General features: G+C 33.7%; 13 protein-coding genes. 12 read left to right on the forward strand and 1 reads right to left on the reverse strand.

Annotated elements, in window-relative coordinates:
* Positions 1 to 149: 149 nt before the first annotated feature.
* From JC605_RS13195 to JC605_RS13240, 10 genes are all read left to right on the forward strand, one after another.
* Entirely contained in the window at positions 150 to 782 is a 633-nt protein-coding gene (locus JC605_RS13195) for a phosphoribosylanthranilate isomerase (protein WP_198856639.1), read from the forward strand.
* 12 nt (positions 783 to 794) lie between these two features.
* Complete coding sequence (trpB, locus tag JC605_RS13200) at positions 795 to 1,976, forward strand: tryptophan synthase subunit beta (protein WP_198856640.1); 1,182 nt, start codon at positions 795 to 797, stop codon at positions 1,974 to 1,976.
* Between the two features lie 80 nt (positions 1,977 to 2,056).
* Positions 2,057 to 2,377 carry a gamma-glutamylcyclotransferase family protein gene (locus tag JC605_RS13205; protein WP_198856641.1) on the forward strand — a complete coding sequence of 107 codons (321 nt, stop codon included), beginning with the start codon at positions 2,057 to 2,059 and terminating at the stop codon, positions 2,375 to 2,377.
* A gap of 6 nt (positions 2,378 to 2,383) precedes the next feature.
* Positions 2,384 to 3,121: a carbon-nitrogen hydrolase family protein gene (locus JC605_RS13210; RefSeq protein WP_198856642.1), complete on the forward strand. Its 738-nt coding sequence runs from the start codon at positions 2,384 to 2,386 to the stop codon at positions 3,119 to 3,121.
* Positions 3,122 to 3,360: 239 nt separating this feature from the next.
* On the forward strand, positions 3,361 to 4,122 hold the full coding sequence (gene trpA / locus JC605_RS13215; protein ID WP_198856643.1) for a tryptophan synthase subunit alpha: 762 nt from the start codon (positions 3,361 to 3,363) through the stop codon (positions 4,120 to 4,122).
* 44 nt (positions 4,123 to 4,166) lie between these two features.
* A complete protein-coding gene (locus JC605_RS13220) occupies positions 4,167 to 5,843 on the forward strand; it encodes a M1 family metallopeptidase (protein WP_198856644.1) in 1,677 nt (558 codons plus the stop codon).
* Positions 5,844 to 5,974: 131 nt separating this feature from the next.
* Positions 5,975 to 6,604, forward strand: coding sequence for a TetR/AcrR family transcriptional regulator (locus tag JC605_RS13225; RefSeq protein ID WP_198856645.1), 630 nt, complete (start codon positions 5,975 to 5,977; stop codon positions 6,602 to 6,604).
* Positions 6,594 to 7,913 (forward strand): TolC family protein, encoded by a 1,320-nt coding sequence (locus tag JC605_RS13230; protein ID WP_198856646.1) that lies wholly within the window; start codon positions 6,594 to 6,596, stop codon positions 7,911 to 7,913. Before JC605_RS13225 ends, JC605_RS13230 begins: the two co-directional genes overlap by 11 nt.
* Positions 7,914 to 7,925: 12 nt before the next feature.
* Positions 7,926 to 9,005, forward strand: coding sequence for an HlyD family secretion protein (locus JC605_RS13235; protein ID WP_198856647.1), 1,080 nt, complete (start codon positions 7,926 to 7,928; stop codon positions 9,003 to 9,005).
* Positions 9,006 to 9,010: 5 nt separating this feature from the next.
* Complete coding sequence (locus tag JC605_RS13240) at positions 9,011 to 10,597, forward strand: MDR family MFS transporter (RefSeq protein WP_198856648.1); 1,587 nt, start codon at positions 9,011 to 9,013, stop codon at positions 10,595 to 10,597.
* A gap of 148 nt (positions 10,598 to 10,745) precedes the next feature.
* On the opposite strand, the gene yaaA is transcribed toward JC605_RS13240, so the two are convergent.
* Positions 10,746 to 11,504, reverse strand: a complete 759-nt coding sequence (yaaA, locus tag JC605_RS13245) for a peroxide stress protein YaaA (RefSeq protein WP_198856649.1) — start codon at positions 11,502 to 11,504, stop codon at positions 10,746 to 10,748.
* 465 nt (positions 11,505 to 11,969) lie between these two features.
* Here yaaA and JC605_RS13250 point away from each other — a divergent pair, with 465 nt between their 5' ends.
* Positions 11,970 to 13,403 carry an HD domain-containing protein gene (locus JC605_RS13250; RefSeq protein WP_198856650.1) on the forward strand — a complete coding sequence of 478 codons (1,434 nt, stop codon included), beginning with the start codon at positions 11,970 to 11,972 and terminating at the stop codon, positions 13,401 to 13,403.
* A 15-nt stretch (positions 13,404 to 13,418) separates the two neighbouring features.
* Positions 13,419 to 14,444 carry a COX15/CtaA family protein gene (locus JC605_RS13255; protein WP_198856651.1) on the forward strand — a complete coding sequence of 342 codons (1,026 nt, stop codon included), beginning with the start codon at positions 13,419 to 13,421 and terminating at the stop codon, positions 14,442 to 14,444.
* Positions 14,445 to 14,457: the final 13 nt, after the last annotated feature.

Here is a 14,457-nt window from a genome sequence, read left to right on the forward strand (position 1 = left end):
TACACAAATTTCCACTAATTAAATTCGTGCTAATCCGTGAAATTCGTGGCAACAATATAAGCGCAAAGCTTTGCGAACTTTTTCGCATTTTAAACACAATACAAAAACAAAAAACCTTAGCGCACTTTGCGTTAAAAAAACACAACGAAATGAAACTCAAAATATGCGGCATGAAATATCCAGAAAATATCCTCGAAGTAGGCGCGCTCCTACCCGATTATATGGGATTTATTTTCTGGGAAAAATCTGCTAGATATTGCAACGGGAATGTTCCCGAGTTGGTCAAAACAATCAAAAAAGTGGGTGTTTTTGTCAACCAAAGTCAGGAAGAAATTCTGGAAAAAGTTGAAAAATACAATTTGCAAGCAGTTCAATTACACGGAGAAGAATCAGTTGAATTTTGTTCAGCTTTAAAGGAAAAACTTCCAAAGAAAATTGAAATTATCAAAGTATTTTCGGCCGATGAAAATTTTGATTTTGAGATTATAAAGCCTTTTGAAAATGTCTGCGATTATTTTCTGTTTGACACAAAAGGAAAACTTCCAGGCGGAAATGGAACAACTTTCGACTGGAGCATATTAAAAAAATACAATTCGAAAAAGCCTTTCTTTTTGAGCGGTGGCATCGGAATGAATGAATTAAAAGCCATTGAAGAAATTTCAAAAACAAAATTACCTATTTACGCTGTTGATGTAAACAGTAAATTTGAAATCGAACCAGGGCTGAAAAATAAAAATCTATTTAGCAATTTCAAACGCAAATTTGATGTTGCCAACTTTTAAAATTTAAATAAAATGAGTTTTAACGTTAACGAAAAAGGATATTACGGAGAATTTGGAGGAGCTTATATTCCAGAAATGTTATATCCAAATGTAGAAGAATTACGTCAGAAGTATTTAAGTATAATGGATGAACCTGATTTTAAAGCAGAGTTCAATCAATTGCTTAAAGATTACGTTGGACGCCCAAGTCCGTTATATTTTGCAAGACGTTTGTCTGAGAAATACAACACCAAAGTTTATCTAAAAAGAGAAGACTTAAACCATACCGGAGCGCACAAAGTAAACAATACTATCGGACAAATTTTGCTTGCAAAACGTCTAGGCAAAAAAAGAATTATCGCCGAAACTGGAGCAGGACAACACGGTGTGGCAACAGCAACAGTTTGTGCTTTAATGGGAATTGAATGTATTGTTTATATGGGCGAAATTGACATCGCGCGTCAAGCACCTAACGTGGCTCGTATGAAAATGTTAGGCGCAGAAGTTCGTCCGGCACTTTCAGGTTCAAGAACTTTAAAAGATGCCACAAACGAAGCAATTCGTGACTGGATCAATAATCCTGTTGATACACATTATATTATTGGATCAGCAATTGGACCGCATCCTTACCCAGATATGGTAACTCGTTTTCAGAGTATCATTTCGGAAGAAATTAAATGGCAATTAAAAGAAAAAGAAGGACGCGAAAATCCTGATTATGTAGTAGCTTGTATTGGTGGCGGAAGTAATGCGGCAGGAACTTATTATCACTTTTTGCATGAGCCAGAGGTGGGTATTATCGCTGTTGAAGCAGCGGGAAAAGGTGTTGATAGCGGACATAGCGCAGCAACAAGCAAATTAGGAAAAGTGGGGGTTATTCACGGCTGTAAAACGCTTTTAATGCAAACTCCTGATGGACAAATTACTGAACCATATTCTATTTCGGCAGGATTAGATTATCCAGGAGTTGGACCTTTACATGCACATTTGGCGCAAACAGGAAGAGGTGAGTTTTTCTCTGTAACCGATGATGATGCAATGAATGCTGGGCTTCAATTGACAAAATTAGAAGGAATTATTCCTGCGATCGAAAGTGCACACGCTTTTGCAGTCTTAGATCAAAAGAAATTTAAACCTACAGATGTTGTTGTTATCAGTCTTTCTGGGCGTGGAGACAAAGATTTAGATAATTATATAGATTACTTTAAATTGTAATAAAAATTGTAATTTGGGCGTTCAAATCCCGATACTTATCAGGAGACTGTACGCTAACAAATAAAGAGAAAATCATAATTATGGAACTATTATTCTCATACGGAACATTAAGATCGAAACAAACTCAGATGCAGATTTTTAATAAAGTTTTAAGTGGAAGTCCAGATCAAATACTGGGTTTCAAACTTAAAAGTTTACAAATTGAAGAAGAATTTGGAATGGCAGATTATGTTGTTGCTGTACCAAGTGAAAATTTGGAGGACATTATACATGGTGTTGCTTTTGAAGTTTCTAATCCAGAATTGTTAAAAGTTGATCAATTCGAGTCTAATTCATACAAAAGAGTGCAAGTCAAACTTCAATCAGGAAGAACGGCTTGGGTATATACTGAAAATAAATAATTAAAAATGATTTTAGCGGCAGCGCAAACAAAACCAAAACGAGGAGATATATCTGCTAATTTACTGAATCATTATCAGCTTATTGAATTGGCTGCCGAAAACGGCGCTAATTTAATTGCGTTTCCAGAATTATCAATTACAGGCTACGAAAGAGAAAATGCAGAAGCATTGATCTTTACAGAAGACGATTATAGAATTGATCATTTAAAAGAATTATCGGTTAGAAATAACATTGTTATTATAGCTGGAGCACCAATTAAGATAGATTCGAAATTATATATTGGCGAATTTATTATAGCTCCAGACGATTCGGTTTCAATTTATACCAAACAGTTTTTGCATGAAGGCGAAGATGAATTCTTCGATTCGACATTCGATTTTAATCCGATGTTAACTATAGAAGATCAAAACATTTCTTTTGCAATTTGCGCTGATATTGACAATCCTTTGCATCCTGAAAATGCGGCCAAAAACGATACCGATATTTATGTAGCAAGCATTTTCTTTTCGCCAAACGGGATTCCAAATGCTTATAGAGATTTACAAAATTATGCTGAAAAACATAAAATGAATGTTTTAATGTCGAATTTCAGCGGAGAATCTTGGGGGTCGCCTTCGGCTGGACAAAGCGCTTTTTGGAATAATAAAGGCGAATTAATTGCGCAAATGAATGATTCTGATTCTGGATTATTATTGGTTGAAAAAAAAGGTGATGATTGGGAAAGCCAAATCATAAAATTTTAAAATATAATGCCACAGATTTCAAAGATTAGCAAAGATTTTTTCTCGCAGATCTAGCAGATTAATACAGATTTTTATTAAAAATATTTAAAAAAATCTTCGTAGATCAGCTTAAATCAATATAAATCTGCGTGAAATAATTTCAAGTAATCAATAATCCCGATAGCTATCGGAATTGGTCAAACAAAACTTAACATACCTAACAGGTTTTGAAAACCTTGTAGGAGAAAAATATACTAAAAATGAATAGAATAACTCAAAAATTACAAGAAGATAAAAAGATACTTTCGATCTATTTTTCTGCGGGATATCCGAACTTAAATGATACCGTGCAGATTATTCAGGATTTAGAAAAAAACGGAGTGGATTTAATCGAAATCGGACTTCCTTTTAGTGATCCTTTGGCAGACGGGCCAACCATTCAGGCGAGTTCTACGCAGGCGCTTCGTAACGGAATGACAACTCAAATCCTTTTCGATCAGCTGAAAAACATCCGCGAAAGCGTAAAAATTCCGTTGATTATTATGGGATATTTTAATCCGATGTTGCAATACGGCGTTGAAGCTTTTTGTGCAAAATGTGCCGAAATTGGAATTGACGGTTTAATTATTCCTGACCTTCCAGTTGATGTTTATGCAGATGAGTACAAAGCGATTTTTGAAAAATATGGTTTGATCAATGTCTTCTTAATTACGCCTCAAACTTCAGACGAACGTATTCGTTTTATTGATAGCGTTTCAAACGGATTTATCTATATGGTAAGTTCTGCAAGTGTCACAGGATCTCAATCTGTTTTTGGAAATACTCAGGAAACTTATTTCGAAAGAATTGCGGACATGAATTTGAAAAACCCTCAAATTGTTGGTTTCGGAATTTCGAATAAAGAAACTTTTAATCAGGCAACTAAATATGCTAAAGGTGCAATTATTGGAAGTGCTTTTATCAAACATTTAAGCGAAAGCGGAAGTGGGAAAATTGCTGAGTTTGTTGGAGAGATTCGATAAATAGATGTAAATTACGCGGTATTTTCAATCTTAGAAACCGTGTTATGCAGCAATATTCATTTGTAAAAGTATTCTTCATACTTATTATAAATTTAATGTTTTGTATGGTATATGCGCAAGAAAACAGAGCATTGCATATACCAACAAAACAAGACACTTTAAATGGTTCGATAACTCCTGAAAGAATCTGGTGGGACATTCAGCATTATGATCTTACTATAAAACCTGATTATAATAACAAAACGATATCAGGAAAAAATACAATTGAATATACTGTCGTTAACAAAAAACATTCTGATTTAATGCAGATTGATCTTGTTGTTCCTTTAAAAATTGACAGTGTTTTTCAGAAAGGAAAAAAGATCGATTATACTCAAAATGAAAACATCTGGTATATAAAACTGCCTAAAAAGCTACTTTCAAAGAAAAACAAACTAACTATTTATTATTCTGGAAAACCAACAGAGTCCATTAAACCGCCTTGGGATGGTGGTTTGGTTTGGGCAAAAGACTCTTTAAACCGTCCGTGGATTTCTGTGGCTTGCCAATATAAGGGTGCAAGTTTGTGGTTTCCTTGTAAAAATGCTCTCTATGATGAACCAGATAAAGGTGCAAGAATAAATATTATTGCTCCTAAAAATCTAATAGCTGTTTCAAATGGCCGTTTGACATCAAAAATTACAAATACAGATACTACTTCGACTTTTACATGGGAAGTTAAGAATCCTATAAATCATTACGGAATTACATTTTATATAGGCAATTATATCAATATCTCTGATACGTTTCAAGGCGAAAAAGGAAATTTGAGCATGGATTTTTGGGTACTTGAATACAATAAGGAAAAAGCACTAAATCATATGATTCCGGAAGTTAAACTAACAGTAAAATCTTTAGAGCATTGGTATGGACCTTATCCTTTTTATGAAGATGGTTTTAAGATGGTTGATGCCCCATATATAGGAATGGAACATCAAAGCGCCATTGCTTATGGCAGTTCATACAAAAAAGGCACAAATAAAAAAGGAGGCGATATTTCGAATACTGGCTGGGGCAAAAAAACAGATAAAATAATTGTTCACGAAATAGCGCACGAATGGTTTGGCAATACTGTTACTGCAAGTGACATTGCCGATCGATGGATTCAAGAAGGATTCGCTGGTTTAGCCGAAGAACTTGTTATAGCAGATATATGTGGAAAACAAGCTGGAAACGAATTCATGAACGGAAGATTTAGAACAATCGAAAATGATAAACCCATTATTGGCCGATATGGCATAAATGAAGATGGCAGCAATGATAATTATATTAAGGGCTGGGCCGTTATGCACATGATTAAAAACATAATAAATGATGATTCAAAATTTCGAAAAATAATTCGTGATCTCACTCATGAATTTCATAATAAAACGGTTACAAGTAATGAAATCGAATCATATTTAAATTCAAAATCAGGAATTAGCTTTACCTTTTTGTTTGATCAATATTTAAGGACAAATAAAGTTCCTATTTTAGAATTCAAATACAAAAATGAAGAATTGAGCTATCGTTATATTGACTGTATTGAAGAATTTTCTATGCCAATTAAAACTAATTGGACAGGAGAGAATTTTATATATCCTTCGACATTTTGGCAGTCAATAAAAGTAGAAAATAAAGACACTCTTCAGGAATTAAAAATAGATTTAAACTTTTATGTAACGCTTAAAAAAGTCGATTAATCCCAACAATGGAGCACTTTTTAATCCATAGACCTCGAAACCGTTTTATGTTAATATTATGTTAAAATAAAATTAAACAAGCGTTTAAATTAAACAACTGTTTAATTTTGCATCCGATTAGAAACACTATCATGTCAAACATCGAATTAAACGATAAAAAAATTCAGATTCTAAACGTCGCTGAAAAGCTTTTTTCTGAGAAAGGATTTGAGGGTACATCGATACGGGATATCTCCAAAGAGGCAAAAATTAATATTGCCATGGTGTCGTATTACTTTGGTTCAAAAGAAAGACTTCTGGAAGCTCTAATTTTCTACAAAACGGTTGATTTAAAATTACAACTTGAAAATTTATTGCAGGAAAATCTACAACCGCTTGAAAAAGTCAATAAATTAATCGAAATTTACATTAATAGAATTTGTCTTAACAAGGGGATTTACAGAGTTTTACATTTTGAACTTTACAATAAAAAAAGAGAAAAAAGCCTTCAAGCTTTTACAGAATTAAAAAAAGGAAACTTAAAATCTGTCGAAAGTATTATCAACCAAGGTCAAGCTCAAGGCGTTTTTAGAAAAGATATTAATATCCAACTTATAACACCGACGATTATTGGAACCTTTTTTCATTTCCACATGAATCGCTCTTTCTTCGAAGAATTATTGGATTTAAAAACAGATGAAATGTTTAACAATTACATTAAAAACGATCTTACAAAGCACATTCAACAAACTATAAAAGCGCTACTTGTTTATGAAAATTAGTCAATTAATGCTCTTTGGAGTTTTCTTCATCGGAATATCTTCAGCAGAAGCACAAGAAAAAACAAGTTTAACCTTGGGCGAGGCCGTACAAATGGCTTGGGAAAAGAGTAACGAAGTTACGCTTGCCAATACTAAGGTAAACACAAAACTATACGAGTTAAAAACCGTAAAAAACAATCAATACCCAGATCTTAAAATTTCTGGCCAATATCAGCGTCTTACCAAAGCGTCGATTGATATGCCAAATCAAGGCGAAAGCGCTTCTCTAGCTTCTCCTGACAGAGCTATGTTAGGAATGGCAAATTTAAGTTTACCGATTTTTGCTGGATTTAAAATTCAAAGCAGCATCGATGCATACGACAATTTGTACGAAGCTGAAAGTGCAAATGCTGCTAAAACAAAAGAAGATGTTGCTTTAAAAACAATCACTTATTATACGGCATTATACAAAGCGCAAAAAACTTTAGATGTTTTAAATGAAAACCAAAAAAGCGCAAAACAACGTGTCACTGATTTTACAGAGTTGGAGAAAAACGGAATCATTCCGAGAAATGATTTATTAAAAGCACAGTTGTTGGTTTCTAAAACACAATTATCTATTGATGAAGCCAATAATAACATTAATAATATCAATTACTACCTAACTACATTGCTTAAATTAGATCCTAGCGTAAAAATTCAGGTAAACGAAGAAGATTTCTTTAATTTAAAAACAAGCAATGCTCCAACATCTGATGCTATAGCATTAGAAAACAGAAAAGATTTGGAAGCAGTTAGATTACAAGGAAAAGCTTCTGAAGCAAATATTAAAATAGCAAAAGCAGGATATTACCCAGCGATTTCATTGCTTGGTGGTTACACGGCATTAGATCTAAAAGATATTATTACTGTAAAATATGCTATGAATTTCGGAATCGGATTATCTTATGATTTATCTGGAATTCTAAAAAACAATGTGCATGTTAAAGAAGCAGAAAGCAGAGCTCTTGAAGTAAAAAACACTGAAGCTATTATGACTGACAAGATTAAGGTTGAAGTTCAGAAATCTATTGAAGATTACGACTTAGCAATCAACCAAAGTGTTGTTTATGATGAAGCACTTCAGCAAGCTGCAGAAAATTACAGATTAGTTAAAGATAAATTTGACAACGGTTTATCTGACACTAATGATTTGGTAGAAGCGGATGTAGAACATTTAAACGCCAAAATTCAAACTGCTTTATCTAAAGCAACAATTATTCAAAAATATTACGAATTACTTTCAGTATCAGGACAATTATCACAATCATTCAATCTTTCTAAAATATAATCGATAGCTCTCATGGAAAAGAAAAAGACAAATAAAAAATTCATCATCATACTAACCGTAATGGTTTTATTGGGAGGAACTTACGGAATATCAAAATATTTACACGGTCAAGCTCACGAAGAAACAGACGATGCTCAGATCGAGAAAAAAATGAATCCAATTATCCCAAGAGTTTCAGGATATATTAGCAAAGTTTATGTGAAAGATAATGATTATGTAAAAAAAGGAGATACTTTATTTACTATCGATAAGAGAGATTACCAATTAAAGATTGATGAAGCTAATGCTGCATTATTAGGAGCTGAAGGTCAATACGAAGCTGCAAAAGCTGATATTGGAAGTGCTTATGCAAGTATTTCTGTTTCAGATGCTCAAATGAGATCTGCGAGCGGTTCTATCGAAAGTGCAAAAATTAGATTGAGACAGCTTACAAACGATTATAACCGTTACAATAACCTGTACAAAACTCATACTATTACAAAACAACAATATGAGCAGGCGTTAACAGCAAAAGAAGAAGCAGAAAACCAAGTACGAGTTTTAGAACAACAACAAAAAGCTACTTCTTACCAAAAATCTGTTATTCAGTCAAAATCTAAAGTTTCAGACAAACAAACAGAAGTTGCAGCGGCAAATATCAAAAAAGCAAAAACGATGCTTGATGTTGCTCACTTAAACCTTTCTTATACTGTAGTTACAGCTGCTATTGACGGTCAGGTTTCTAAAGTTGATATTCAGCCAGGACAATTGGTGCAGCCAGGACAATCTTTATTCTACATTATTAATAATAACGAAGCTTGGGTTGTGGCTAACTTCAAAGAAACACAATTAAACAAAATGGTTGTGGGACAAAAAGTAAGCTTAAAAGTTGATGCTTATCCAAACTATGAATTCAAAGGAACTGTAACATCATTTTCTCCTGCTACAGGATCTCGTTTTTCATTATTACCTCCTGATAACGCAACAGGAAACTTCGTAAAAACAATTCAAAGATTACCAGTAAAAATTAGTATAGACGAATCAAACGATCCTGAAAAAGTAAAACTTTTAAGACCAGGTATGAACGTTGACGTTGATGTACATTTGAAATAAGATAAATGGCAACAGCAGTACAAGACGACGATTTAGTAGAATACGGTTTCAGACGTGTTATCATTACGATTACAGCAGTGCTTTGTGCACTGTTGGAAATTGTAGATACAACGATTGTAAACGTAGCGCTGACAGACATGCGCGGAAGTCTTGGAGCTACCTTGACCGATGTGGCATGGGTAATTACAGCATACGCAATTGCGAATGTTATTGTAATTCCGATGACGAGCTGGCTATCACAGCAATTTGGAAGACGTAATTATTTTGTGGCTTCCATTATAATATTTACAGTCTGTTCTTTTTTGTGTGGTAACGCCACAAATATTTGGGAACTTGTAGCCTTCCGATTCGTACAAGGTATGGGTGGTGGAGCACTTCTAGTAACAGCCCAAACGATCATTACAGAAAGTTATCCTGTAGCAAAACGTGGAATGGCGCAAGCAATTTACGGAATGGGTGTAATTGTTGGTCCAACTTTAGGTCCGCCTTTGGGAGGATATTTAGTAGACAATTACTCTTGGCCTTATATTTTCTACATTAATATTCCGTTAGGAATTATCGCTACAATTTTGGCTTTAACATTCGTTAGAAGTCCGAAATATGGAGAAAAATTAAAAGCCAATCAGGTTGACTGGTGGGGAATAATCTTGTTGAGTACCTTTATTGGTTCTTTACAATTCGTTCTAGAACATGGGCAGCAAGACGATTGGTTTAACGATTCTTTAATCGTAACCTTAAGTGTTGTAACCGTTCTTGGATTGGTTTTATTTATATGGAGAGAGCTTACTTATAAATATCCAATCGTGAACTTAAGTGTTCTAAAAGATGGAAACTTAAGAATTGGAACCATAATGTGTTTTATTCTTGGTTTTGGTTTATACGGTTCAACATTGATTATCCCGATTTATACGCAATCTATTTTAGGATGGACTGCAACTGATGCAGGTTTATTATTAATTCCAGGATCTATTACAACAGCATTCATGATGCCATTTGTTGGAAATATGATTCAGAAAGGTGTACCACAAGGTTATATGGTTGGAGTAGGATTTTTGATTTTCTTCTTCTTTACCTTTATGATGTATAGCCGAATGACACCAGATACAGGAGTTGAACATATGTATTGGCCTTTAATTTTAAGAGGAATTGGTTTAGGATTACTTTTCGTGCCTATTACAACTCTTTCTCTTTCTACTTTAAAAGGAAAACAAATTGGTGAAGGAGCTGCATTTACAGGAATGATGCGTCAATTAGGCGGATCTTTTGGTATTGCAATTATTACTACTTTTATCACTCGTTTTAGCCAGTCTCATAGAGTAGATTTAATTAATAACCTAGATCCTGCTAAGTTTGACGTGCAGCAGCGCATTGCAGGAATGCAGCACGCATTTATGGCAAAAGGATATAGTGCGGATGTTGCCTTGAAAAAAGCGTATCAAGCCATAGAATATTCAGTAATGAAACAAAGTACTGTAATGGCTTATATGGACATCTTTCTTTATCTAGGAATTATGTTTTTATGTTGCATACCGATTATTCTCTTTATTAAAAAAGGGAAGAACAAAATTAGTGCAGCCGACGCAATGCATTAATGATAATAGATTTATAATACGCATAAACGCCGAATTCTTATTTGAATTCGGCGTTGTTTTTTATTCTTATTTACCAAAGAATTTATTTTAAAGAGACGTAAAAACTCAGAATCTTAGCAACTTAGAACCTTAGAATCTTTAAAAAAAGTTATCTTGTAAAAACTAAATGATTTCCCTTAGAAAGATTTGCGTCAAACTGATACCCTTCGTAATTAAAACCTTTTAAATCATCTATAGTTTCAGCATTAGTATCAATAATATAACGCACCATCATTCCCCTAGCCTTTTTGGCAAAGAAACTAATCATTTTTAGTTTTCCGTCTTTGTAATCTTTAAAATCTGGAGTAATTACAGGAACTTTCAGAGCTTTTACATCAACAGCCGAGAAATATTCATTACTGGCTAAATTCACAAATAATTCGCCTTTTTTCAATTCTTTGTTTAAAGCTTTTGTAACCGTTGGTTTCCAGAAATCATGTAAATTTTTAGATTCGCCAACGGGCATTTTAGTTCCCATTTCTAGACGGTAAGCTTGCATTAAATCAAGCGGTTTTAAAAGACCGTAAAGTCCAGATAAAATTCTTAATTTATCTTGCAGAACATCTAATTTTTCTAAGGGAATTGTATAAGCGTCTAAACCTGTATAAACATCTCCATCAAAAGTATAAACTGCAGGACGTGCATTTTCTGGAGTGAAAGGTGTTTTCCAATCCTGATTACGTTTCCAATTTAAATCGGCTAATTTGTCTGAGATTGACATTAGTTCTGATAATTCAGAAGGCTTTTTTGTTTTTACTACTTTATGAACCACTCTTGCTTCTTTTAAGAATGAAGGTTCTGTATATTGAGATGTTGGTAATTCTTTTTCGAAATTCAATGATTTCGCTGGAGATATAACAATTTTCATGTGTGCTTTTTTCTATGATTCAAAAATACAAATTGAATTTCTAAAAACAGATTATCGCAATTGATTTGTTTTATTGGGGTATAGATTTTTTTCTGCCATGAATTGCACGAATTTCCACGAATTATTCTTTTGCGCAAATTGTTATATTTTTTTGCCACAGATTAAAATGATTTACAAAGATTTTCTTAATCTATTACTATTTTTTCTGCCACGAATTGCACAAATTTTCACTAATTAAAAATCTTTTTTAATCCTTTTAATCTGTGGCAGAAAAATAAATTCGTGGAAATTCGTGCAATTCGTGGCAACCATTCTCATTTTAATAAAATTCTGCACGACAAAATGTGAAATTGTTCAAAAAAGTGAGCTCTAGATTATAATAGGCATTTTCTATGTTGTAAATTTGCATGCATTTCATTTCTTAGAAATTTGAAATTGCATTTTTACTCAATAATTAGTGAATTCGTGGCGATACAAACAAACTATAAAACTGCTTTACAAAACAAAATCTTCGATATTATTTCGAAAGCTTCTCAGGAATTAAAAGTTGACTCTTATGTAATCGGCGGATTTGTTCGTGATTTGCTTTTAAACCGAGGTTCTAAAAAAGACATTGATGTTGTTGCAGTTGGAAGCGGCATCGAATTGGCGCTTAAAGTTTCAGAGTTACTTCCGAACAAACCAAAAGTTCAGGTTTTTAAAACTTACGGAACTGCCATGCTTCGTTTTGAAGATACCGATATCGAGTTTGTAGGTGCACGAAAAGAATCTTATACTCGAGACAGTCGAAATCCAATTGTTGAAAATGGAACTTTGCAAGACGACCAAAATCGTCGTGATTTTACCATTAACGCATTGGCTTTATCATTAAACGAGAATAATTTTGGAGATCTTTTAGATCCGTTTGACGGATTAACCGATTTAGAAAACAAAACGATCAAAACGCCTTTGGATCCAGATATTACATATTCTGATGATCCTTTGCGAATGTTGCGTGCCATTCGTTTTGCAAATCAATTGAATTTTGAAATTGAAGAAAATTCACTAAATGCCATCACCAAAAATGCTGATCGCATCAAAATAATTTCTGGGGAGAGAATAGTTGATGAGTTAAACAAAATTCTCATGACCGATAAACCTTCAACAGGATTTTTACTTTTATACAAAACCGGACTTTTAGAACTAATCTTACCAGAATTAACAGCGTTGAATCAGGTAGAAGAAATTGAAGGCCATACACATAAAAATAATTTTTACCATACGTTGGAAGTTGTCGATAATATTTGCCCAAACACAGATGATGTTTGGCTTCGCTGGTCGGCACTACTTCATGATATTGGAAAGGCACCAACAAAACGTTTCACTAAAAAACAAGGATGGACTTTTCACGGTCATGAATTCTTAGGCGGAAAAATGGCTAAGAAAATCTTCGAACGTTTACATATGCCTTTAAACCATAAAATGAAATTCGTTCAGAAAATGGTTATTATGAGTTCGCGCCCGATTGTTTTGGCACAAGATATTGTAACCGACAGTGCTGTTCGCCGTTTGGTTTTTGATGCTGGCGAAGATGTAGAAAACTTAATGACTTTGTGCGAAGCGGATATCACAACCAAAAACCCATCGAAATTCAAGAAATATCATAAAAACTTTGAAATTGTCCGCAAGAAGATCGTTGAAGTAGAAGAGCGAGATCATGTACGTAATTTTCAACCACCAATTACGGGAGAAGAAATTATGGAAATATTCGACTTAAAACCTTCACGAGAAATCGGAATTTTAAAAGAAGCGGTGAAAGAAGCTATTTTAGAAGGTGATATTCCGAATGAATATCAAGCTGCTTATGATTTTGTGATTAAACGAGCTGAAAAATTAGGCTTAAAAAAAGTTGAGAAATAAGTATTATTTAATAAAATGAAAAAAGAGAATAAATCTGTAATCATTTGGTTACTATCGGGCTGTGTTTTATTGTTTTTAATGGTTGTCGTGGGCGGAATCACACGTTTAACTAATTCAGGTTTATCTATGACCGATTGGCATTTGGTAACCGATACCTTTCCACCTTTAACAGAAGCAAAATGGCAAGCTGCTTTTGACGAATATAAAAAGTTTCCTGAGTATCAGAAAATCAATATTCACAATGATTTTCAGTTAGCCGATTATAAATTCATCTATTTCTGGGAATGGTTTCACCGTTTTATCGGCCGTATTATTGGCTTGGTTTTCTTTGTACCGTTTGTTTACTTTTTAGCCAAAAAGAAATTAGATACTCCAACCATCAAAAAATGTATCGTTCTTTTGGCAATGGGAGCTTTCCAAGGATTTTTAGGTTGGTTTATGGTAAGGAGCGGATTAATTGACAATCCCGATGTAAGCCACTTTAGACTTTCTTTGCACTTAACTTTTGCTTTTATCACATTTGCATATACACTTTGGGTTGCGCTGGATTTGATTTATCCAGAAAGAAATATCAACAAGATTTTACCTCTTAGAAATATTGCGCGCTATGCTTTGGCAGCTCTTCTTATTCAGATTATTTACGGCGGATTTGTTGCTGGACTAAATGCCGGATTAATTCACAATCATTGGCCTTTAATGAGCGACGGAGAATTTATTCACGAATCGGTTTTTATTGAGCAGTCTTCTTTAATAAAAAACTTAATTGAAGGAAAAAGCGGTGTTCAGTTTGTACACAGAACTTTTGCTTATGTTGTCGTTGGTATTATTCTTTTCCTTTTCTTCAAAAGCAAAAAATACACACTTACTCATACTCAATCAAACGGAATCAAAACTTTAGTTGTTTTTGTTTTCATTCAGTTTTTATTGGGAGTTTTCACTTTATTATACAGTGTGCCTTTGGCTTTAGGATTAATTCACCAAATTATGGCGTTTTTCCTTTTGAGTGCTATGACATATACTTTACACCGATTAAGCAAATAAATCGAAATATATT

The organism is Flavobacterium sp. IB48 (genome assembly GCF_016405855.1).
GTDB lineage: Bacteria > Bacteroidota > Bacteroidia > Flavobacteriales > Flavobacteriaceae > Flavobacterium > Flavobacterium ginsengisoli.

Excerpts from the sequence above, each read along its gene's own strand:
- JC605_RS13195 (WP_198856639.1), top strand. The coding sequence starts at position 150 with ATGAAACTCAAAATATGCGGCATGAAATATCCAGAAAATATCCTCGAA.
- trpB (WP_198856640.1), top strand. The coding sequence starts at position 795 with ATGAGTTTTAACGTTAACGAAAAAGGATATTACGGAGAATTTGGAGGA.
- JC605_RS13205 (WP_198856641.1), top strand. The coding sequence starts at position 2,057 with ATGGAACTATTATTCTCATACGGAACATTAAGATCGAAACAAACTCAG.
- JC605_RS13210 (WP_198856642.1), top strand. The coding sequence starts at position 2,384 with ATGATTTTAGCGGCAGCGCAAACAAAACCAAAACGAGGAGATATATCT.
- trpA (WP_198856643.1), top strand. The coding sequence starts at position 3,361 with ATGAATAGAATAACTCAAAAATTACAAGAAGATAAAAAGATACTTTCG.
- JC605_RS13220 (WP_198856644.1), top strand. The coding sequence starts at position 4,167 with ATGCAGCAATATTCATTTGTAAAAGTATTCTTCATACTTATTATAAAT.
- JC605_RS13225 (WP_198856645.1), top strand. The coding sequence starts at position 5,975 with ATGTCAAACATCGAATTAAACGATAAAAAAATTCAGATTCTAAACGTC.
- JC605_RS13230 (WP_198856646.1), top strand. The coding sequence starts at position 6,594 with ATGAAAATTAGTCAATTAATGCTCTTTGGAGTTTTCTTCATCGGAATA.
- JC605_RS13235 (WP_198856647.1), top strand. The coding sequence starts at position 7,926 with ATGGAAAAGAAAAAGACAAATAAAAAATTCATCATCATACTAACCGTA.
- JC605_RS13240 (WP_198856648.1), top strand. The coding sequence starts at position 9,011 with ATGGCAACAGCAGTACAAGACGACGATTTAGTAGAATACGGTTTCAGA.
- yaaA (WP_198856649.1), bottom strand. The coding sequence starts at position 11,504 with ATGAAAATTGTTATATCTCCAGCGAAATCATTGAATTTCGAAAAAGAA.
- JC605_RS13255 (WP_198856651.1), top strand. The coding sequence starts at position 13,419 with ATGAAAAAAGAGAATAAATCTGTAATCATTTGGTTACTATCGGGCTGT.